We start from the raw sequence: 21776 nt of genomic DNA, 5'->3' as shown, positions 1-21776 counted from the left end.
CATGGCGACGATCAAGCATCTGATCCACGGCGAATCGGTCGCCAGCGGCGGGCGCATTGCCGAGGTGTTCAACCCCGCCACCGGCCAGGTCATCCATCAACTCGAACTGGCCAACCGTGCCACCGTGCAGGCGGCCATCGATTCGGCCAAGGCCGCGTTCCCGGCCTGGCGTAACACGCCACCGGCCAAGCGCGCGCAGGTGATGTTCCGCTTCAAGCAACTGCTGGAGCAGAACGAGGCGCGCATTTCGCAGATGATCAGCGAAGAGCACGGCAAGACCATCGAGGATGCCGCCGGCGAGTTGAAGCGCGGTATCGAGAACGTCGAGTTCGCCTGTGCTGCGCCCGAAATTCTCAAGGGCGAGTACAGCCGCAATGTCGGGCCGAACATCGACGCTTGGTCCGACTTCCAGCCGCTGGGTGTGGTGGCCGGGATTACCCCGTTCAACTTCCCTGCGATGGTGCCGCTGTGGATGTACCCACTGGCCATCGTCTGCGGCAACGCCTTCATCCTCAAACCCTCGGAGCGCGATCCGAGCTCGACCCTGTTCATCGCCCAACTGCTGCATGAGGCTGGCCTGCCCAAGGGCATCCTCAACGTGGTGCATGGTGACAAGGAAGCGGTGGATGCGCTGATCGAAGCACCGGAAGTCAAGGCCCTGAGCTTCGTCGGCTCGACGCCAATCGCCGAATACATCTATGCCGAAGGCACCAAGCGCGGCAAACGCGTGCAGGCGTTGGGCGGGGCGAAGAACCATGCGGTGCTGATGCCCGATGCCGAGCTGGACAATGCAGTCAACGCGCTGATGGGCGCGGCCTATGGTTCGTGCGGCGAGCGCTGCATGGCGATCTCGGTGGCGGTGTGCGTGGGCGACCAGGTCGCCGATGCGCTGATTGCCAAGCTGCAACCGCAGATCAAGGCGCTGAAGATCGGTGCCGGCACCCAGTGCGGCCTGGACATGGGCCCTCTGGTGACGGCGGCCGCACGCGACAAGGTGCTGGGCTATATCGACGACGGTGTCGCGGCAGGGGCCGAGCTGGTGGTCGATGGTCGCGGTTTCTCGGTGGCGGGCAACGAGAACGGCTACTTCGTTGGCGGTACCTTGTTCGACCGGGTGACGCCGCAGATGCGCATCTACCAGGAGGAGATCTTCGGGCCGGTGCTGTGCGTGGTGCGCGTGCAGAGCCTGGAGCAGGCCATGCAACTGATCAACGATCACGAATACGGCAATGGCACCTGCATCTTCACCCGCGACGGCGAAGCTGCGCGGCTGTTCTGCGACGAGATCGAAGTAGGCATGGTGGGTGTGAACGTGCCGTTGCCGGTGCCGGTGAGCTACCACAGCTTTGGTGGCTGGAAGCGCTCGCTGTTTGGCGACCTGCATGCCTACGGGCCGGATGGCGTGCGCTTCTATACCCGACGCAAGGCGATTACCCAGCGCTGGCCTCAGCGCAAGAGCCACGAGGCGTCGCAGTTCGCGTTCCCTAGCCTTTGAGGATGATCTGACTGGCGCTTTCGCGGGCAAGCCCGCTCCTACAGATTTATGAGCAGCCCCTCAAATGTTGGACACCCGTCCATTTTTGGGGGCAGCTCATGTAGGAGCGGGCTTGCCCGCGAAAGCGCTGGTCAGGCCACCACAAAACTCAGCTACGGCACGCCAGCAACGCCAGCAAATGCTCGGCAAAAATCTCCGGCCTGCCCTCGAACAACCGCTGTAACGGCTTTCCACTCCCCAGATGCGCATACAGCGCGCCACGCTGCGCCGGCTCGCTCACCATGCGCACTGCCGCCTCGATGTACTGCTCCACCGTCGCGGTAATGGTCCACCCAGGCAACCCCGCCCGCCTGAACAACCCCTCGTCGATATGCTCGAACACCTCCGGCCCGGTCTTGCACACCCCCGGCAACCCCAAGGTGAAGGCGTCGATGATGCCGTTGGTGTTGCCGAACGGAAACGGACTGAGGAACAGGTCGCAACGGTCGAAGGTGTCCAGGTACTGCGCATAAGGCTGGTGTGGGTGCACTACGGCATCCGGGACATAGCGGCGGATCAGGCGCTGCAGCTGCGGATAGAGCAACCCCTGCGCCTGGCCGATGAGAAAGTGCAGGCGCACGCGGCGGCCATGGCGCTCGCGGCTGCGCTCGACGATCTGCTGGCAGGCCTGGAGAAATCTCGGGTTGAGCTTCATGGTGGTGGCCGCCACGGCAATGGCCACCTCGGGGCTTTCGAGGCGTTCGCGGGCTCCGAGCCTGACCTCGATCGCCGAGGGGCGGTACGGCTGGCCGTCGCTGGGCAACAGCAGCAGGCGCTCGCTGAAGCACGCAGGGTCGCCGACGAAGTCCTCCTCGACACTGATGTAGTCCACATGCCGCGAGCCGGTGGTCGCCGGGTGCCCGAGCGCGGCCACCTGCAACGGCGCCAGGCGCAGGTTGGCGACGAACAGGGTGAGCGGGAACATGCCGACACTGGGCATGTACAGCACCTGCGGGCGCGCTTGTTCGGCGAGGCTGCGCACCTGGCGCACGCAGGCGAGCAGGTCGTCCGGGGCCTTGAGTTCGATGAAGCGGTCGAACACCTTGCGCCCCAGTTCGTCGACATTGTTGGCATAGCCGACTGCCCACAGCTCGAAATGCTCACGGGCCGCTTCCAGGGTGCGCGAGTGGGTGCGGTAGATCGAATGAGCACCGGAAAACCATTCCAGCACCACCAGCATGCGCGGCTTGCCTTGGCGCGTGCTGGCTGGCGCAGACAGCGAGGCGATGCCTTCGGCGTCCAGCTTGCGCTCGATCAGGCGGCAGATCGAACGCTTGATGCGGTGGCGCTGCGGCAGGTCGGCGTAGCTGCAGTGCATGTACACGTCGTGGATGATCGCCAGCGGCAACTGATCGAGGCTGTCGAGGCTGTCCAGCCGCTCGGGTAGCCAGGCCAGCAGCGCCTCGCGCTTGGAGTGCGCCGCAGGCGTGCCGAGAAAACGCGGCGACAGCAGGGCCATGAACAGCGCCATCGCCAGTTGCGGGTTCTGCGTCCACAACAGTTCCACATCCAGCGGCAGCTGCGACTCCGGCGAGTAGAGGATGCAGAACTTCACCCGTTGTTCCGGCGCCACTTCGAAGCGCTGGCTGTCCTGGCCGTGCAGGTTGAGGGTGCGCAGGATGTGGTCGGCGTTGATGAAGGCGCTGGCGGCGAACAGCGCCGACAGCCAGCGCTGGAAGTTGATCAGCTGGTCGAAGCCACCGGGGCTGATCTGGAACTGCGGATCGCTGAACAGCGCGCTGATCGCGCAGGTCAGGCGCGTCAGCACGTGGGCTTCGAGTTCGTCCTCGGGCACTGCCGGCGACACCGACAGCCTGAACTCCCCGGACAGCTTGCCGTAGTGGCGGTCGATGATCAGCAGCAGGCGCACCAGCTCGCGCGCCGCCTCCTCGTGCTGGCGCGTGTAGCAGAGCTGTTCGAAGTGTTCCAGCGCGAACGGGGTCTGGTTCATGGTGGGCCTCAGTCTTGCGCGAGCGTGTCGTCGCCGAGCAGGGCCAGGTCCAGGTGGATCTGGTCGAGCTGCGGCTGCAACGGCGTTTGCCGGTAGTCAGGGTAGAGCACCTGGCTCCAGTTGGCGTTGGCCATCTGTTTTTGCTGGTAGCCCCGCACATCGGCGCTGCTGCGCTCGAGCAGCGTGGCGTTGACCAGCCCGCCCAGGCGCTGCACCACCGCGCCGCCGTTGGCGGTGAGGGTGGTGCTGTCGCTGCCGTGGACGATATAGGCGCCGCTGTCGCTGTCGGCATCGATCAGCAGCACACCGTCGTCGACCTGTAGCAGGTTGCTCCCGCTGGCGAAGTTCAGCGCCGTGCCACTGTCGCTGCGGGCGGTAAGGGTCAGGTTGCCGTGGCCAGCGGCGATCAGGCTGTTGGCACCGCTGCCCGAGCCGTTGAAGGTGATGCCGGTGGCGCCGTTGCTGCCGGTGCCGCTCAGGCTGATATCGCCACCTGCCGACTGGATCATCACACCATTGGGCCCGGTGCGCAGGAACACGCCGTTGCCGTTGGCGCCGCCGTCGCTGCGCCCGTTCAGGCTGATGGCGCCATCCTGGGTGGCGATGGTGACCGAGCTGCTGGCGCTCGAGGGGTAGAAGTGGATGCCGTTGGCCTGCTGCGAATAGCCCTGGAGGCTGATCGAGCCGCTGCCGGTGGCGCGCAGGTCGGTCTGTCCGGTGAGCATGCTGATGCCATGGGCAGCGACCGCGCGACCGTCGAGGCTGAGGGTGCCGTTCTCGACGCTCAGGCGGTTGATGCCGCTGCTGTAGAAGTCGATGGCATCACCTGCGGCGGTAGCGCGGCCGACCAGGCTGACATTGCCGGAGCCGGTGGTCTGGATGATGTTGGTGACACTGAGCAGGGCGATACCGTGGTCCAGTTCGTCGTTGTTGGGCGAGTGGAAGTGGCCGTCGAGCAGGATGTTGCCGCCGTTGGAACTGATGCGGTTGGTCGAGGCGGTGCCGCTGCCGCCCAGGGCGATGGCATCGGAGGTGCCGACCGAGTCGCCACGCAGGGTGATGTTGCCAGTCCCTGTGGTGATGGCTACGCCGCGCGAGCTGCCCGTGGAGTTGAGGAAGATGCCGTAGCCGCCCCAGCTGTTGCTGCTGGTGCCGCTGATCAGCACATCGCCGCTGTCGCTGCCCAGGTCGATGGCGGCGCCCCGGCCGGATGGCGCGATGTCGACGCCGCGCCCCGAGGCGCTGGTGCCTTCCAGTACCAGGTTGCCGCTGGCGCTGTTGACGCGGATGTTCGAGTAGTCGCCGCTGGCATCCAGGTAGAGCGCGCGGAACGAACCGGAGCCGGTGTTGATCACCGCGTTGTCGGCCTTGAGCCGCACATCGCCGGCGCTGCTGGCGATGTTGATGCGTGAACCTGGTGTGTTGGCGTTGCCGTTGCCCGCCGCGATCAGCGCCAGGGCCGGGGTGCTGCCGCCGGTGGTGTTGCCTTCGACGGTGATGTCGCCAGCGCTTGTCAGGTTGATCGAGGCGCTGGCGCCGGTGACGTTGAGCGCGGTGCCATAGCTGCCACCGCTGTCGCCACCGAGCACGATGCGCCCGCCGTTATCGCCGCGCAGGTTGACCGCGCCGGTGCCGGAGGCGGCCACATACAGGCCGCGGTTGCTGGCGCTGCTGCCCTTGAGCGTAAGCGTACCGCTGCCCACCGAAAGATTCTGCGTGGAGCCTGCGGCGGTGGAGCAGACCAGCACGCCGAAACCTGAAACGGCATTGCCGCTGAGGGTGACATTGCCCGTGCCGCGAGCGGCGATGTTGTTGCTGGTACTGAACACCCGCGCGCCGTTGCCGCCGCCGAGGTTGTCGGCGCTGATGGCGATCGAACCTGCGCCGTCGGTGAGCAGGTTGCTGCCGCCGGTGAGGATGAAGGCATCGCCTGTGCCGCTGGTGCTGGCCTGGCGGGCAATGATGTTTATGTTGCCGCCACCGGCATCCAGGGTACTGCCGGAGATGTTCACCGCCGTGGCGCTGGCGCCTGATGCCAGGGTGCTCGAGGTCGCGCCACGGAGGCTGATGTCGCCGCCGTTGGTGGTGATCCGCGTGCCGTTGCTGATGGCCACGCCCGTGCCGTTGCTGACGTTGGTGCTGGCGTAGCCGTTGACCGGGTCGGCCGCGCTGCCGAGGGTGAGCTTGCCGCCGTTGGTGTTGATGGTGGCGTTGTTCAGGGCGATGGAGCCGTTGCCGCTGTTGTTGAAGTTCGACAGCATCGAGACGTTCAGCGACTTGCCGTCGGCGTTGCTGATGCTGGTGCCGTTCATGTTGACGTTGCGGTGGGCGATCAGCGTCAGGCTGGCATTGCCTCGGGCCTTGACGTTGTCCAGGACGTTGATGTCACCGGAGGTGCCCGCCCCGGAAGAGGTCTGCACGATGATATTGGCGCCTTCGCTGAGCGAAGCGTTGAGCGTCGCCGAGCTGAGGTTGGAGCTGCGCCCGGCGTTGGGGGTGAACGGGCTGCTGCTGGAGGTGCCATTGCTGGCGCCGCTGGTGATGTTGATGTTGAACGGATCGAGCAGCCAGGTGCCGCCCTGGCCGGACGCTGCGGCCAGGTTGACCAGGCCGGTGACGTCCAGCGCGTTGCCGGAGGTCTCGACCAGGCCGCCCTTGCCGGCGCCGGCGCCCGTGGCGCTGATCACCCCTTCGAAGCGGGTGCTGTCACGCGACCAGAGGATGACCTTGCCACCGTCGCCGTCGCCCAGTGCGTTGGCCTCGATACGCGCATTCTCGCCCATGTAGGTCGCCGTGGCCTGGTGCAGCGGGCCGCTGCCCTGGTAGTCGCCGCCCAGCAGCACGGTGCCACCGCCGGTGCTGCCGGAGGCATCGATGCGGCCTTGCTCGAACAGGCCGACGTATTCGCCGGTCAGGGTCACGTTGCCGCCATGCTCGCCTGCGCCACGGCCGGAGGCGTCGATCACCCCGCTGTTGGCGACCACGCCATTGTCGCCGCCGTCCAGGACGATCCGGCCGTTGCGCTGTTGCAGGCTGCGCGCCTCGATCACGCCTTCGTTGTTGACCACGCTGCCGACCATTGCATCGCTGGTGCGCGCGCTCATCAGCACGGTGCCGCCATCGGCCTGCAGCAGGCCGCGGTTGGCGACGCTGGCACCGACTGCCGCTTCATCGACCTGCAGGTTGATCAGGCCGTCGCCGTTGTAGTCGAGGGTAATCTTCTCGCCGCCGCCGAGCACCACCGAGCCCATCCGCGCGATCACCGCGCCTTCGTTGCGCACCTCTCCGCCGAGCAGGGCAACGCTGCCACCGTCGGCGGCGCGCAGGGTGCCCTGGTTGATCACCGCGCCGCGCTGGCCGTCACCCTGGAAGCGCAGGCGACCGGCCTTGAAGTCGTCGTCGTTGATATCCAGGGTACTGGCGACCAGGCCGCCGACATTGACCGACGCACCGTTGCCGAACAGCACGCCGCTGGGGTTGATCAGGTACACCTGGCCGTTGGCGTTGAGCTGGCCGAGGATCTGCGAGGCATCGCTGGCGGTCACCCGGTTCAGTGCGACCGCCGAGGCGTTGGGCTGGTGGAAGTTGACCTGGGCGTCCTTGCCGATGTTGAAGCGCTCCCAGGTGGCGATCAACTGCTGGCTGTTCTGGGTCACGTCCAGCACATTGCCGGCCTGGCTGATGCCGCCGCTGCCGGAGGTGATCTGGCCGTTCGTTGGCAGGGCGCCTGCGTCCAGCGCCATGGCGTGCTGCGGCATCAGGCCGTGCACGGCGCAAAGTACCGCGAGGGCCAGGGGTTTGAGTGTCGGTCGTTGGCGACGACGGGAAAGGGTGGCGTGCATGGTCGTCTCCTCAGAACGAATAGTTGAAGCCGGTGCCGATGGCGTTGATCGTGGTGCCCACGCCCGGCGAGTAGCCGCTGGCGGCAAAGGCGCCGACCACGGCGAAGTTGTAGTTGGCCAGCGATTCGTTCTGCAGCAGCACGTAGTGGGCGAAAATCTCGCTGTTGCGGCTCAGGCGATAACCCACGCCCAGGGCGTACTGGCGTGCACCCATGCCACTGGTATCGCACTGATAACCGGCCGCCGAGATCATCTTGCAATCGCCGGCCAGGGCGCGGGCGTAGCTGGCACGCAGGCGCCAGGCGCCGAGGCGGTGGCTGACGCCGAGCATGTAGGCGCGGCGCTTGTAATCGGACAGGTCGCTGACGTTGAGGCTGTTGTTCACCACGCCGTCCTCGGCGTAGTGCAGTTCGTCGGCCACCAGCGACAGCTGGGTATTGCCGATCTGGTAGCCCAGGCCCAGGCGGTAGCTGTAGTCGTTGGACGAGGTGCCGTCGGTGACATGGGTGTTGCTGCCGACCCCACGCGAGTTGCGGCCAAGGCTGGCGATGCCGAAATAGTCGACATGGCGCTCGGCCGCAGCCACCGCAGTGAAGCCACCGTTCTGGTAGGTCAGGCTGCCGCCATAGAGGTAGCCGTTGTCGACGTCTTCGGCGGCGCGGGTGCCGTTGTTGGAGTAGGCCAGCTTGAGCGTCAGGCCGTTCCACTCCGGCGACCACCAGGCGACCATGCCGGACTGGCGCCGGTTGAACGCGGCATCGGAGCTTTCGCTGCTGTCGGCCCTGCTGGCCGGGCCGTTGACGTTGCTGGCCATGCTGACGTTGAAGCCCGGCGAGCCGATGATGTTGTAGTAGGCGCCAGCGGTCTTGCCGTTGAACGGATCGAGGCTGGTGGTGCTCTCCTTGAGCGGCATGTCCCAGACCCCGTAGAGCAGGGTGCCGTAGCGGTCGTCGTCGAAGGCCACGGCGGAGTTGCGCAGGCGGGTGTTGGGCGAAATCGACTTGGGCGCGGTTTCGTCGCCCGACAGCGTGTAGTTGACCGAGATGCCGTATTCGAGCTGCCACAGGAAGCGCGAGGTGTCGCTGATCGGGATACCGGCACGGGCACCGACATAGGAAACGTTGTCGCGGGCACGCAGGTAGCTGTTCATGTTGCGCCCGTTGGGCGTGGCCAGTTTGCTCTGGTCGGCGGGGGCGGCGCGGGTCGAGTCGCGCCGATCGACGTACTCGGGCACCAGGCCCAGCGAGCCGTAGAGGGTCAGCTCGGTGCTCTTGTCACGAAAGTCCTCGCGGGTGCCGAGGTCTTTGGCCAGGCCCGCGAAGGCCTGCGGCGAGCCACTGACCGAGAGCCAGAAACGCTTGGCGTCGCGCTCGTCGCTGGTCGGATCGTCGCCGTTGGAGAAGGCCAGGCTGGCGTTCATCACCAGGTCGCGGTGATAGATGTTCAGGCCCACGCCGTAGCCGTGGCGGCTGAGGCTGTTCTCGCTGTCGTCCCAGGGCTTCTTGTTGACCTTCACCCGCCCCGCATCGGCGAACAGCGCACCTTCGGCGATGGCGCCATGGATGTTGCCCAGGTACTTGCGCAGCTCGACCCGGCCGAGCAGGCCTTCGTCACCGGCCGCTTCGCCGACCCCGTAGGCGCGCACACCGTTGGGGCCGCCGAGGGTGAATTTCTCCGAGCTGTCGAGGTTCTTGTCAGCCCACTGACCGCTGATGGCGGCATACAGCGAGTAACCACCGCCGAGCGCCTGCAGGCGGCTGAACGACAGGGTGCCCTTGTGGTAGGTGCCGGCGGCCTCGGCGGTCAGCGCGTCGAGGGCTGCGTCGAGCGGGGTGTTTTTGTCCAGGTGGCCGAAGCCATAGCCCAGGCTCCAGCGGTTGCTGCCGGCCCAGCCGTCACGCCAGTCGCCGTACAGGGTCAGGCCGCGGAACACGGCGCTCTTGCGCACCTCGAAGGCGCCAGCGGCGTCGTCGAAGTAACGGTGTTCCTGGGCCAGGTTCAGGCCGATGTTGGCGTCGCGGCTGCGCAGCAGCGAGGCATCAACGAACAGTGCCGAAACCTCGGCGCTGCCGCTGGCGTTGGCGGTCTTCAGGCCCTTGCCGATGCTGTAGTCCATCTCGGCGTAGCTGGCGCCGAGGCTGATGCCGCTGGCACCCAGCGGCAAGCGCATGCCCACGCCCTTGATATCCAGGCCCTCGAAGCTGGCCTGGTTGTTGAAGTACAGACTTTCGCCGAAGCCGAAGGCGTCGTTGAGGCTGACGTTGGTGCTCATCCGGTTGCTGCCGGTGTAGTAGTTGCCGTAGTTGTCGAAACTGACCCGGCCGGTCCAGGCAGTCATCTCGCTCAACTTCAGCACGATATCGGCAGCGCCCGGCTGGCGCGAGGGTTGCAGAACCGCGCGCACGGAAACACCGGCAATATCGGAGAGGCGCAGCAGTACGCGCTCCATGTCCTGCTCGCGAATCACGCTGCCGCTGGGCAGTGCGTCGACGAAACGCTGCTGCATGCCGGCATTCAGGCGCACACCCGGCCCCGGCTCGGTGCGCACCGTGCCGACCTTGCCCTCACGCACCTCGAGGGTGACCACGCCGCCTTCGATTTCCTGCGGCGGCAGGTAGGCGCGGGCCACCAGGTAACCGCGGCTGCGGTACAGCGCGGTGATGCGGTCGGCGGCGGCACGCAAGCCGTTGAGGTCGAGTTCGCGGCCGAGGTCGTTCTGCAATTCCTGTTGCAGGCGCGATTCGCTGATCTCGCGGTTGCCGGTGAGCTTGAAGGCCGTGACCTTGAAGCTGAACGAGGGGCCCGGCGGATTATTGCCTTGGGCCTGGCGCTGATCGTCCTCGGCCTCGATGCGCACGCTGCCTTGGGGCTGCTGGCTGCGTTGCGCCGGGCGCAAGCTGTCGCGGTTGGTGTCGAACAGTGAGCCGGCGCTGGGCAGGGTTTCACCCTGGGCCTGGCCGGCGAGCACGGCGGCGGTGAGGAACGTCAGGGCGCGCGGGTGCAACGCCCGGCGCACGGAGGCGGCGAGATAAGTCCGGGTCATGGCAGATTCTTTTGTTGTTTTTGTAGGAAGTGCGAACGGCGTCAGCGGGTCGGGAACAGGGTCCTGGCAACGCTTTTCGCGGCAAACAGGCGGGCGGCGTTATGGCCGACCTTGCTGACCTGGAATTGCAGGTGGTCGATGGGGATGTGCCATTTCTGCGCGAGGAAGGCTTCGTAGCGCAGGTAGTTGAGCTGGCGCTCGACACGGGTATCGCCCTGCATGGCAGCGCCACAGGCGCGGTCCATCACTCGGTCGTCCGGTTTGTTGTCGAGCTCGCCGACCATGTAGGTCAGGTTGCGTGCGGCATAGCGCTGGAACACCTGGGTGGCGTTCAGGCCCTGGCGGGTGAAGTACGCCGGCGCCCGCTCCAGGCCATAGCGGTACTGGTTGTAACTTGGGCACATGACCGTGAGCACCGGCTTGAAGGCGCCGTCCTGCACGCGGTTGTCGTCCAGGTAGAGGTAGGACGAGGGGCTGGACACCACGTAGCGCACCTGGATGCCGCTGGCGCGCAGGCGTTGGTCGCCGTCGCCGAGCAGGGTGTAGCGCTGCATCAACTGACCACCGGCGGAGTGACCGATGAGCACGATTTCCTTCAATGCAGGGAAATGCTGGCGGTTGCCTAGGTAGGCGAGAAGGTCGTCGAGCACGGTGAAACCGGCGATACCGGCGCGCCCGGTCTGCGACTCGGTGCCGTGCATCCATTTGTCCTTGGGCCACAGCGGCATGTCGTCGCCGGCACGGCGGTCGCTGGGGGTGAGGAAGTTGGGCGCCAGCAGCAAGGTGTCGCTGGCGCTGAAACCCGCGTTTTCCAGCAGCTTTTCGCCGCTGTCGTAATAGTCGTCGGCGTTGCGGCGCACACCATGCAGCAGCACCACGGCGCGCTGCACGGGCAGGCTGGCACGCTGCAGGTCGTTGTTGGCGAAGGCAAGGAAGTTGTAGGGGGCAGTGTCGCCCAGGCGCACGGTCTGGGGGGCGGCGACGGCCTGGACGGCCAGCAGGCTGGCGGCCAGGAGCAGCAGGGAGCGGGCGAATGTGCGCAGGACGTGATGCGGCATGTAACCACCTCGTAAGAGTGCGGTGCCGGTCGTATCCCGTGGCGGTGTGTGGGGATCGGCCGGTTTGATTGGAGTTATGGCGCCGATCCTAGCAGCGGTTTTTGCCGAGATAAAATATCTTGAATCGAGTGTCTTGATATCTTGAAAGTATCAAGTTGCCATCGCCGCTCTCCATACTAGAGAGATATTGGTCGCATATTTTTAATATATTTTTAATCTTCCAAACCCGCCGCTAGCATCCCGCCATGTTCGCCCCTCCTGAGCGACACATTCGCGGAACCGAAACCATGACAACAAGAAAGACCCCGCTCTACCTGGCCATTGCCTACGCCCTGTTCGCCGCTGCCACGGCCCAGGCCGCCAACACTGCCGACCTGCCGTGCAAGACCACCGCCGAATGCGCCGAGCAGGCGCGCAAGATCGGCGCCACCGTCGACAAGTCCGCGCTCAAGGGGGGCCAGCAGGAAAGCCAGTTCGACTGGCTCAACCGCATCAACAAGGCCTCCATCGTCATGCTCACCGAGCAGGGCATCGTGCCAGCCGACCAGGGCAAGGTGATTGCCGGCGGCGTGCGCTATGCCATCGACCAGGCCAAGCAGCCCGACGGCAAGCGCCCCAGCGATGTGTTGCAGCTCGAGCAGGTGATGATCGACAAGATTGGCCCGCAGGCTTCGTTGATCCACTCCGGGCGCAGCCGCCAGGACATGTACGCCACCTATCGCCTGGCCTCGCTGCGCGCCGAAGTGCTGGACTACAGCGACGCCCTGAACGCCACCCGCCAGCGTCTGCTCAAGCTGGCCTCGGTCAACGTCGACACTCTGGTGCCGGCCTACACCAACGGCGTGCAGGCCATGCCGATCAGCTACGCCCACTACCTGCTGGCCTATGAGGCGTCGTTCCAGCGCGATGCCCAGCGCATTCACGACCTCTATGCGCGCCTGAACCTGAGCCCGATGGGCACCGCGGTGCTGGCCAACTCCGGTTACCCGCTCAACCGCGAGCGCCTGGCAACGCTTTTGGGCTTCGATGGCCTGCGTGAGAACTCGCTGGATGCCAGCCAGGTGTCGACCTACGACATTCCGCTGGAGGCTGCGAGCATTGCCTCGTCGTCGGCCATTCGCGTGGGCGCGATCATTGGCGATATCCACACCCAGTACCACCAGACCCGCCCGTGGCTGCTGCTCGACGAGGGCTCGACCTACACCAGCAGCGCCATGCCGCAGAAGCGCAACCCAGGCCTGCTGATGCGCACCCGTGAGTCGGCTTCCGATGTGGTCGGTCTGGCCAACGCCACCACCGTGCGAGCGCATAACGTCACCACCGGCATGACCGACTACAAGGCCGCGTTCGACGACCTGGGGCTGTTCAAGTCGGCCAACGAAATGTTCGAACGCATGGACCTGGTGCTCGATGCCCTGCAGATCAACGCTGCCCGCGCCGAAGAGGAGCTGGACGCCGACTGGACCACATCGATGGAACTGGCCGACACCCTGGAGCGCCAGCACCACGTGCCGTTCCGCATCGGTCATAGCTTCGCCTCGCTGATCGTCGAGAAGGCCCGTGCCGAGGGCACGCTGCCCAAGGACTTCGCCTACGCCGATGCCCAGACGCTCTATACCCAGGCGGCGAAGAAGTACAAATGGCAGGACGACCAGCTACCGCTGAGCGAGGCCGCCTTCCGCGCCAGCCTGTCGCCACGGGCGATGGTCGAGAGTCGCCAGGGCACTGGCGGGCCACAGCCGAACGAAGTGCGGCGCATGCTGATGGAAGCGGGCAAGCGCCTGGCGGCGGACCAGGACTGGATGAAGCTGCACCGGCAGAAGCTGGTGGATGCCGATGCGGCGCTGGACAAGGCGTTCGACAAGCTCGCGGGGCAGTAAAGCCGCCTTGGAGAAACTGGCCTGCTCAAAATCCAAAGGCCAGCCCGACCCCTGTGGGAGCGGGCTTGCCCGCGAAAAGCACGCCGCGGTGCATGGCACCGGCTGTGCCGGTGTTCGCGGGGGTTCAAGGTGTTTGCGTAGAGGCTGGCAGGTGCTTGCCGAAAGTTTTTCAGCGCCTATGAGATCGAGCGCCGCCCGCGCGGCGCTTCGCGGGCAAGCCCGCTCCTACAGTTTGTTTCGGGCCAATGAATCCTGTGGCATTTTCGCGCGCCCCCTTTGGCGCACGGCGCGTTACCGAGTCGTATACACCAGGCGTCGAGCGCCTATGGCACAGGCATAACTGGCCCGAAACAAACTGTAGGAGCGGGCTTGCCCGCGAAGCGCCGCGCGGGCGGCGCTCGATCTCACAGGCGCTGAAAAACTTCAGGCAAGCACCTGTCAGCCCTCACGCAATCACATGCGAACACCTTGAAAGAGAAGGGTGTGAGAACCCGCATCTATTTGCAGTTCAACGCTGTTATGGCAGCTGTGCGTGGGCAGGCTTTATGCCTGGCCGGCTTTTGCTCTGTGTTGGTCCGGTCTCTCACCCCACCACAGCTGCCACCCTATCCTGTGAGAGGGATGGAGTAGTCGGCTTTCGACAACTCAACACAGGGCAACACCATGAAAAAGATCGTCCCCGATCCACCCCGCCTCAAGCTCATCAATACTCCCTACTTCTCCATCCACGCCGACCTGATTCCCCCGGACGCCCTGGCTCACGCCAGCGAGCTGTTGCGCGGTGTCAGCGAGACCCTCGACGAGCATTGTCGCTTCATGGCCGGTGCTCCCGGTCTGAACATGCTCGCCAACGCCGCGCATGCCGCCGAAACAGCGCGGGCCTTGATCGAACACGCCCTCAAACGGATGTGATGGAGGTTTGTCCATGAATGAAAACACCACGCCAGGCATCGCCACGGCCCTCGGGATGTTCCGCGTACAACCCGGTATTCCCGTGGATCAGGCATTCGACGAAGTGTCGTTGCTGCTCGGTTGCGTGCGCGATCTGAGCCAGGGCAGTGACGAGGACATCGCCCCTGCTGCCCTGACGGCATTGAGGTATCTCAGCGCGATGGCCAAGGCTTTGCTGAACGACCTTGAGGTGGCCAGAAACCAGGAGGTCTGACTGCAGGCCTGCTCCCACTGGGAGGGTTGCTGACCGGCCCGCTTGTTGACCCATCACCTGATAAATCTGTCAGTTTCGCGGACAGTGAGGCGTCTCTAATATCACCGAACAGCTTGCGAAGCATGGCTCAAGGCGGCTCGTATTTCCCGCATCACAGATAATGGTGGGCAACATGGATGCGCCAGTGGTGCACGCAGGTACTCCTGGGGGCCGGGTGATCGATAGTCGCGGTTTGGATGTACGCGATATCGCTGGCTATCGCCATCCGACGCTGGCGCAGGCCTTGGCCTGGCGTATCACCCGTCACAGGCATGATGCCGTCAGCCGTATCAGCGAAAGTCGTGATCCGCGCCTGCATGCCGAGGGGCGGGTGAACTTCGCGTGGCAGTCCTCGTTGGGCGGTGTCATTGTGCGCACCCAGAGTGTCGACGCCGGTATTTGCCTGCGCCTGAATGATGTGCAAGGCCGACCGCTGTTGGCGCTGAGTCGGATCCGGCTGGGCGAACGGGGTGACGAAGGTGTTGGCGAGGCGGTGGTGGACCGCTTTCATTACGAGCCTGCGAATCTGCCCGGCCGTCTGCTGGGCGTCACCGAGCAGATCATTGCGGGGGCCGTGCGTTGCAGCGAACGGCTGACTTATGCAGAGCCAACCCAGGACAGTAGAGACCGCAACCTGGCGGGGCTATGCAACCGTCACTACGACCCGGCTGGATTGTTGCAGTTGGACGAGGTCGCGTTGACGGGCGACCCCCTGGTTTCTCGTCGACGCTTGCTGGCATTCGCGGATGATGCAAACGCACAGGCCGACTGGCAGGGCGAAGACGCCTCGGTGTGGGAGGTGCTGCTGGCGCCGCCGGGCCAGGCTTATGTCAGCCACACGACGCGGGACGCGACAGGCCTTCCCGTGAGTGCGACAGATGCCTGCGGCCACAGGCAGCGTCTGGCGTATGACTTGGCCGGGCATTTACTGGGCAGCTGGCTCACGCTGCAAGGCAGACCTGAGCAGCCGATTGTCGCGGCGTTGCACTACTCGGCTGGCGAACACAAGCTGCATGAAGCGCATGGCAACGGCATCAGCACCAGGTTCACATTCGATCCCCGCAGCCTGCGCCTGACGGGGATTCTGGTGCAGCGTCCGGCCACTTCTCCTTCCGGTGCTCGTACCCTGCAGCACCTGCGTTACAGCCATGACCCAGTGGGCAATGTGCTGCGTGTGCGCAACGAGGCCGAGGCCGCACGCTACTGGCGCAACCAGAAAGTCATGGCCGAGGGCACCTACGTCTACGACAGCCTGTATCAATTGGTCGAGGCCAGTGGCCGGGAAATGGCAGGTGCTGCTCGGCACGGCACTCGGCTGCCCGAACCTGCCGTACCGGTCGATGCGAGGGTCTACAGCCGCTACACCCGTGATTACCGCTACGACAGCGGCAACAACCTGACGCATATACACCATCGCGCGCCTGCCTCCGGCAATGGCTACAGTGTGCAACTTACCGTTTCTGACCGAAGTAACCGCGCAGTGCTGGCTCAGCCAGGACTGCTGCCCGGCGAGGTGGATGCACTGTTCGACGCTGGCGGCCACCCGTGTGCGCTGCTTCCCGGCCAACCGTTACAGTGGACTGCGCGCGGTGAGCTGTCTCGGGTTTCGCCGATTCAGCGTGACGAAGGCGCGGATGATTGCGAGTGGTACCGCTATGCGGCGAATGGCATGCGCCTGTTGAAAGTCACACAGCAGGCCTGTGCAACCCCGCGCGCAGAGCGAGTGGTGTATCTGGATGGCCTTGAGTTGCGCAGCAAGTCGGTTGCCCAGGCGGAGGTCGAGCAACTGCAGGTGATCACTGTGGCCGCTGGTGGCGGTGCCGAGGTGCGGGTATTGCACTGGTCGAGCGGCAAGCCAGCTGAGATCGAGAATGATCAACTGCGTTACAGCTATCACGACCTGATCGGTAGCAGCGGCCTGGAAGTGGATGGGCGAGGTGACGTGATCAGCCAAGAGGAGTACTACCCCTATGGCGGCACGGCGGTTTGGGCGGCGCGCAGCCGGCTCGAGGCGGGTTTGAAGACGATCCGTTATTCGGGAAAAGAGCGGGATGCGACGGGCTTGTATTATTACGGAAGTCGCTATTACCTGCCTTGGGCGGGACGTTGGTTGAGTGCCGATACGCTGGATGATGAAGGGAAAGCGGTGGATGGTTTGAATCTGTACCGGATGGTCGGGAATAACCCGATCACGCTGCATGACCCGGAGGGGCGAGAGGGGAGGACAGGATACATTTACACGCCTTTTTCGCGCGGAGATGCAGCGAAAATTGTGGCCGTTGAGAACGCCAAACGCATACAGCTGGGAAAGAGCATTCGATCAATGGCATTCGAGAATGACCAAGAACGCGAGACCTTCAAAAAATTGCTGAAAAATGAAGCCCAGCAGCTTGAGGAACTCAATGAAAGAACTCAGGGACAGATCGAACGGTTAAAGAGCAAGCGTTCGTTGACCGCTAAAGAACGTCAATATTTTGATCTATACAGTCGGAATATCATCGCTCGAAACGGGCAACTGGAAGCAATAAAATACCTGATGGCCGACCGCGGATCGAAGTTATTTAGCGAACTGGACCCTGTACGTACAAAGTTATATGTCGTGGGGCATGGCGGGCCGGGTATTAGTCGTGTTTACGCTGCTTCAAACGGCGAAAACAACAAAGGCATGTCCATGAAGAGACTGGCTCAGGAGTTTTCCGGAGGCGGATTGAACTTGAACTATGAAGATATCCGTCTAGTGCCTTGTAATAGTGCAGATGTGATTGAGCCTTCGTCATTTGAAAAGGATAGTTTGGAGCAGGCGCGTCAGCCGAAACATGACGAGAGTGCGGGAGGGCCCGGCAAGCCAGGAAAGATCTACCCACCTGCTGAGTCGCTGAGCAACGAGATGCGCGGTAAAGGGTACTCCAGGCTGACTGTGAGTGGTTATCACGGTAGAGGGATTAGCAAAAGCCAAGACGGTCATTTTTACCGCTCGCTCGGTAAGGGAGGGGCTATCCAGCGACGCTCCCAGGTCAAGCAGCAGTGGAAGAGCTACTGATCAATGTAGAGCGCTCGGGAGTTACTGCAACACAGAGTGCGGTTGATATGACTGGCCTGTGATTTTCGTGGGCGGGGCCAGGCTCAGTAGCGACTAACCCAACACCTCGCGCAACCGCCCTCGATCCACCTTCCCGTGCCACCAGGCAATCGCCAGGCACGCCACGCAATTGCCCACCACATTGGTCACCGACCGGCATTTCATCAGCCGCTCCACGCCAATCAGCAAACCGATGCTCTCCAGCGGCACGATGTCCAGCACGCTCAGGGTCGCAGCCAGGGTGACGAAGGCCGAGCCGGCCACGCTGGTCGAGCCGAGCGAGGTGAACAGGCTGACCAGCACGATGGTCGCCAGCAGCGAGGGAGTCAGGTCGATATGCCCAAGCTGTGCGAGAAACAGCACCGCGACGATCAGGTACAGGCTCGAGCCATTGAGGTTGAAGCTGTAGCCGGCAGTGAGGGTCAGGCGCAGGGTCTGGCTGTCGCAACCCGCCGCTTCGAGCTTTTCTACCAGGCGCGGCAGGGCGGCCACCGACGAGCCGGTCGAGATCACCAGCAGCAATTCTTCCTTGATGTAGCCCACCAGCCTCGCCAGGCGACAGCCGAGCAGACGCATCACCAGCAGCGGCACCAGCAGCAGGTAGGCCAGGCACGCGGCGTAGGCAGCAACGACGAACTTGGCCAGGGGAATGGCGGCGTCCAGGCCGTACTTGCCGATGATGAAGGCGATGGCACCAAACGCGGCCAGCGGCGCGAAGCTGACGATCAGGCGCATGATGCGGAACATCCAGGCCATGGTCCGGTCGAGCTGGCGGGTCAGGCGTCGGCCGGTTTCGCCGCTGCGCCCCAACAGCAGGCCACACACCAGTGCGGCCAGCAGCACCTTGAGGATCGGGCTTTCTTCCAGCGAGTCGAGCAGCAGGGTCGGCAGGCGCGAGAGCATCGGACCGTCGCCGGCCAGCAGCGGCACCGACCACACATGGCTGGAGCTTTCCAACCCTGCGCCAGGGCGCAGCAGCAAAGCCACCGCCAGTCCAATCAGCAGCGAAAGCAACGACATCAGTTGCCAGTAAGCCATGGCCTTGAGGCCGAGGCGGGCGGTGGCGCGGTAGTCACTCAGGGCGGCGGTGCTGGAGCAGACCAGGATGAACATCACCACCGGGGCACAGACGCCGATGATGGAAATGAACAGGTCACTGAGCGGCTTCATCTGCACCGCCAGGTCCGGCTGCCAGACACCCAGCAGCGCACCGGCCAGCAGTGCGAGCAGGAGCAGGGCAAGGTCTGAACGAGAGCGATTGCGGATCATCGGCAGTTTTTGTTTTTTTCCGGTTTGCCGATTCTAGCGTGAATGGTGCGAGGACTGCGCATGCGCCACAATGCTCCTCGCCACCCGTCCCCGGAGCCTGCATGGAACTTCGTCACCTTCGTTACTTCGTCATGGTCGCCCAGGAAAAGCACTTCACCCGTGCCGCCGCGCGGCTGAACATGCAGCAACCGCCACTCAGCCAGCAGATCCGCGCACTGGAACAGGAGCTGGGCTTCGACCTGTTCATCCGCCATGCCAAGGGTGTCGACCTTACCGCTGGCGGCGAGGTCTTCCTTCAAGAGGCCCTAGACATCCTGCAACGGGTCGAGAACGGTGCGCAGAAGGCGGCGCGCACGGCCAAGGGCATCGAAGGCAACCTCAAGGTCGGCTTCACCAGCTCGGCGGCGTCCCATCCATTGATCCCCCGCATCATCCGGCGCTACCGCGACCTGTACCCGGACGTCGATATCGCCTTGCACGAAGGCAACGCCCGCGAACTGACCGACGAGGTGAGCGACGACAGTGTCGATATCGGCATCCTTCGCGCGCCGGTCGACCGCCCACGCGGCATCGCCTATCACCGGTTGCTCAACGAAGAACTGGTGCTGACCCTGCCGGTTGGCCATCGCCTGCTCGACAGCGGTGCGGCCATTGCGCTCAAGGACCTGGCCGACGAGCCGTTCATCCTGGTGCGCCGCCCGGGGGCGCCGGGGATGTACGCCAATTTGCTGCAGGCGTGTCGCAATGCCGGGTTCGAGCCGAAGGTGGCGTTCGAGGTCGAGCGCATGCTGACCAACGTCAGCCTGGTGGCCGCAGGGGCTGGGGTGTCGGTGGTGCCGACCTCGATGCGCGGCTTTCACGAGCACAGCGTGGCCTACCGGCCGATTCGCGATGCCCGGCCCCGGCTGGCGGCGCCGATTACCCTGCTGTGCCGGCAGGACAACCCGTCGCCGCAGGCGGTGAATTTTGTGGCGTTGGCGCGGGAGCTGGGCAGCGAGTTGCGCCGTGAACGACGGGAGGCCGGTGGTGGTGCGTTAGCTTCAGGCTAATGACAACGCGGCGCCTGGCTAACAAGGGCTGGGCGCTGGGAGGGTAGGGTGGTAGCAACACTGCAAAGCCTGCGGCGAAACGATTTTGGCCGACAGGCTTGTGGTGGCTGTTCCGGCCTCATCGCGGGACAAGCCCGCTCCCACAGGTGCCCCGACGACTCCGAAACCTGCGGAACACCTGTGGGAGCGGCGGTTCGCCGCTGCGACTTGTCCCGCGATGAGGCCCTGAAGATCACCCCCCCCTTCGGGAGCCTCACCATGTCATCCGCCCGCTTCACCCTGTTCACCGCCTCGGCGGTGTGCGCACTGATCATCCTCGACACCAATATCGTCGCGGTCAGCCTGCCCAGCATCGCCCGTGACCTGTCCGGCTCGTTCGCCGACATCGAATGGGTGGTCAGCGCCTACCTGCTGGCCTTCGCCGCAGCCCTGCTACCGGCCGGCAGCCTGGCCGATCGTTTCGGCCGACGGCGCATGCTGCAACTGGGGCTGGGCCTGTTCGGCCTGGCCTCGCTGGCCTGCGGCGCCGCGCCGACACTGATGTTTCTCGACCTGGCCCGGGCCGCCAAGGGCCTTGGTGCGGCGCTGCTGCTCACCGCCGCGCTGGCGGCCATCGGTCACCGCTTCCACGAACCCGAGGAGCGCCTGCGCGCCTGGGCGTTCTGGGGCGCGTGCATGGGCGCGACCATCACCTTCGCACCGCTGCTTGGCGGCCTGATCGCCAGCACCTTGGGTTGGCGCTGGATCTTCTACATCAACCTGCCGCTGGTGGGGGTGCTGGCGTTCATGGTCCGGCGCAGTGTCGAGGAGTCGCGCGACAGCGCCGCCGCGCGCCTTGACCCATTCGGCAGCCTGACCTTCGCCGGCGCGCTGGGCTACCTGATCTGGGCGCTGATCGATGCCAACCGCGTCGGCTGGGACAGCGCCCCCACCCTCGGGCGCCTGGTGATCGCGGCGTTCCTGTTCTTCCTCTTCGTGCTGGTCGAGCGCAACCAGTCGCGGCCGATGATCGACCTGCAACTGATGCGCAGCGGGCGCTTCATCGGCGCTCTGCTCGGCATGTTCGCCTATGCCGCCTGCGCCCAGGTGATGATGACCTTGCTGCCGCTGTACCTCCAGAACGGCCTGCAACTGCCAGCGCTGGCCGCAGGTGCAGGCATGCTGCCGTTCGCCCTGGCGATGCTGCTGACACCCCGCCTGGGCATGCGCCTGTCGGCACGGCTCGGTTCGGCGCGCGTGTTCGCCCTGGGCTTGCTGCTGGTGGGGCTGGGCAACCTCTTGTGTTCGGCCGCAGCCGCGTACGGCGGTTATACCCGCTTCGCCCTGGCCAGCCTGGTGCTTGGCGCCGGGGCCGGGCTGCTCAACGGCGATACGCAGAAGAACATCATGGCCTGCGTACCGCGCGAGCGTACCGGCATGGCCTCGGGCTTGAGCACCACCACACGCTTCGGCGCGATCGTGCTGGCCATCGGTGTGCTGGGCGGGATTCTGGCAAGCCGCAGTGGGCAGTTGTTGCGTGAGGCGGTGGCGGGCGTGGCGCCGGCGCAACTGGACAAGGTCGGCGACATGGCGACCCGGGTCGCGGCGGGCGATCTGCCGGCGGCGCTGGCAGTGGTCGATCCGAGTCTGCGCGACACCCTCGCGCCGCTGGCACGCCAAGCCTTCGTCGGCGGTTTCGAAGCGGTGCTGACCAGTGCCGGGGTGGCCGCGCTGGTGTTCGCCGTGGTGGTCGGGCTGCTGCTGAACCGGCCACTTCCCGTGCCAGTCACGCAGCCGACCTGATGATTTAATTTCATGGTCGTTATCAATCAACGCGATTAGAAGGCTTCACATTCTCTGGGTATAAAGCATGCAAAAAATGATGGCA

Annotated in this window: 12 protein-coding genes; 7 read left to right on the top strand and 5 right to left on the bottom strand. The window is 64.7% G+C overall.

Going from position 1 to position 21776, the window contains the following annotated elements; genetic code table 11:
* Position 1 precedes the first annotated feature (1 nt).
* Entirely contained in the window at positions 2–1495 is a 1494-nt protein-coding gene (locus tag F6X62_RS16185; protein WP_153774143.1) for a CoA-acylating methylmalonate-semialdehyde dehydrogenase, read from the top strand.
* A gap of 148 nt (positions 1496–1643) precedes the next feature.
* Here F6X62_RS16185 and F6X62_RS16180 read toward each other — a convergent pair whose 3' ends face one another.
* The 4 genes from F6X62_RS16180 to F6X62_RS16165 are packed head-to-tail and all read right to left on the bottom strand — an operon-like array spanning position 1644 to position 11428.
* A complete protein-coding gene (locus tag F6X62_RS16180) occupies positions 1644–3485 on the bottom strand; it encodes a peptide transporter (protein ID WP_153774142.1) in 1842 nt (613 codons plus the stop codon).
* Between the two features lie 8 nt (positions 3486–3493).
* Entirely contained in the window at positions 3494–7327 is a 3834-nt protein-coding gene (locus F6X62_RS16175; protein ID WP_153774141.1) for a filamentous hemagglutinin N-terminal domain-containing protein, read from the bottom strand.
* A 10-nt stretch (positions 7328–7337) separates the two neighbouring features.
* The gene (locus F6X62_RS16170) at positions 7338–10370 is read right to left on the bottom strand and encodes a porin (protein WP_153774140.1); all 3033 of its coding nucleotides are present in this window, start codon (positions 10368–10370) and stop codon (positions 7338–7340) included.
* A 41-nt stretch (positions 10371–10411) separates the two neighbouring features.
* The gene (locus F6X62_RS16165) at positions 10412–11428 is read right to left on the bottom strand and encodes an alpha/beta fold hydrolase (protein ID WP_153774139.1); all 1017 of its coding nucleotides are present in this window, start codon (positions 11426–11428) and stop codon (positions 10412–10414) included.
* A 287-nt stretch (positions 11429–11715) separates the two neighbouring features.
* Here F6X62_RS16165 and F6X62_RS16160 point away from each other — a divergent pair, with 287 nt between their 5' ends.
* The 4 genes from F6X62_RS16160 to F6X62_RS16145 all read left to right on the top strand — a co-directional run bounded on the left by F6X62_RS16160 (position 11716) and on the right by F6X62_RS16145 (position 17552).
* Positions 11716–13308 carry an argininosuccinate lyase gene (locus F6X62_RS16160; RefSeq protein ID WP_153774138.1) on the top strand — a complete coding sequence of 531 codons (1593 nt, stop codon included), beginning with the start codon at positions 11716–11718 and terminating at the stop codon, positions 13306–13308.
* Between the two features lie 663 nt (positions 13309–13971).
* The gene (locus F6X62_RS16155) at positions 13972–14220 is read left to right on the top strand and encodes a hypothetical protein (protein WP_153774137.1); all 249 of its coding nucleotides are present in this window, start codon (positions 13972–13974) and stop codon (positions 14218–14220) included.
* A 13-nt stretch (positions 14221–14233) separates the two neighbouring features.
* Positions 14234–14473: a DUF3077 domain-containing protein gene (locus F6X62_RS16150; protein WP_153774136.1), complete on the top strand. Its 240-nt coding sequence runs from the start codon at positions 14234–14236 to the stop codon at positions 14471–14473.
* Positions 14474–14645: 172 nt separating this feature from the next.
* Complete coding sequence (locus F6X62_RS16145) at positions 14646–17552, top strand: RHS repeat-associated core domain-containing protein (protein ID WP_178117558.1); 2907 nt, start codon at positions 14646–14648, stop codon at positions 17550–17552.
* Positions 17553–17645: 93 nt separating this feature from the next.
* Here F6X62_RS16145 and F6X62_RS16140 read toward each other — a convergent pair whose 3' ends face one another.
* Positions 17646–18860: a cation:dicarboxylate symporter family transporter gene (locus tag F6X62_RS16140; protein ID WP_153774134.1), complete on the bottom strand. Its 1215-nt coding sequence runs from the start codon at positions 18858–18860 to the stop codon at positions 17646–17648.
* 101 nt (positions 18861–18961) lie between these two features.
* On the opposite strand from F6X62_RS16140, the gene F6X62_RS16135 reads away from it, so the two are divergent.
* Both F6X62_RS16135 and F6X62_RS16130 read left to right on the top strand, forming a co-directional pair.
* The gene (locus F6X62_RS16135) at positions 18962–19909 is read left to right on the top strand and encodes a LysR substrate-binding domain-containing protein (RefSeq protein WP_153774133.1); all 948 of its coding nucleotides are present in this window, start codon (positions 18962–18964) and stop codon (positions 19907–19909) included.
* A gap of 258 nt (positions 19910–20167) precedes the next feature.
* The gene (locus tag F6X62_RS16130; protein ID WP_153774132.1) at positions 20168–21691 is read left to right on the top strand and encodes an MFS transporter; all 1524 of its coding nucleotides are present in this window, start codon (positions 20168–20170) and stop codon (positions 21689–21691) included.
* Positions 21692–21776: the final 85 nt, after the last annotated feature.

Source organism: Pseudomonas sp. MNR3A (assembly GCF_009650575.1).
GTDB lineage: Bacteria > Pseudomonadota > Gammaproteobacteria > Pseudomonadales > Pseudomonadaceae > Aquipseudomonas > Aquipseudomonas machongensis.
The sequence above is the reverse complement of the archived record's forward strand: the minus strand, read 5'-3'. Positions and strand labels throughout refer to the sequence as shown.

What these genes read in the sequence shown, in the direction of transcription:
- F6X62_RS16170 (WP_153774140.1), bottom strand. Translation starts at nt 10,370, where the DNA reads ATGACCCGGACTTATCTCGCCGCCTCCGTGCGCCGGGCGTTGCACCCG.
- F6X62_RS16130 (WP_153774132.1), top strand. Translation starts at nt 20,168, where the DNA reads ATGTCATCCGCCCGCTTCACCCTGTTCACCGCCTCGGCGGTGTGCGCA.
- F6X62_RS16180 (WP_153774142.1), bottom strand. Translation starts at nt 3,485, where the DNA reads ATGAACCAGACCCCGTTCGCGCTGGAACACTTCGAACAGCTCTGCTAC.
- F6X62_RS16160 (WP_153774138.1), top strand. Translation starts at nt 11,716, where the DNA reads ATGACAACAAGAAAGACCCCGCTCTACCTGGCCATTGCCTACGCCCTG.
- F6X62_RS16140 (WP_153774134.1), bottom strand. Translation starts at nt 18,860, where the DNA reads ATGATCCGCAATCGCTCTCGTTCAGACCTTGCCCTGCTCCTGCTCGCA.
- F6X62_RS16185 (WP_153774143.1), top strand. Translation starts at nt 2, where the DNA reads ATGGCGACGATCAAGCATCTGATCCACGGCGAATCGGTCGCCAGCGGC.
- F6X62_RS16150 (WP_153774136.1), top strand. Translation starts at nt 14,234, where the DNA reads ATGAATGAAAACACCACGCCAGGCATCGCCACGGCCCTCGGGATGTTC.
- F6X62_RS16165 (WP_153774139.1), bottom strand. Translation starts at nt 11,428, where the DNA reads ATGCCGCATCACGTCCTGCGCACATTCGCCCGCTCCCTGCTGCTCCTG.
- F6X62_RS16155 (WP_153774137.1), top strand. Translation starts at nt 13,972, where the DNA reads ATGAAAAAGATCGTCCCCGATCCACCCCGCCTCAAGCTCATCAATACT.
- F6X62_RS16145 (WP_178117558.1), top strand. Translation starts at nt 14,646, where the DNA reads ATGGATGCGCCAGTGGTGCACGCAGGTACTCCTGGGGGCCGGGTGATC.
- F6X62_RS16175 (WP_153774141.1), bottom strand. Translation starts at nt 7,327, where the DNA reads ATGCACGCCACCCTTTCCCGTCGTCGCCAACGACCGACACTCAAACCC.
- F6X62_RS16135 (WP_153774133.1), top strand. Translation starts at nt 18,962, where the DNA reads ATGGAACTTCGTCACCTTCGTTACTTCGTCATGGTCGCCCAGGAAAAG.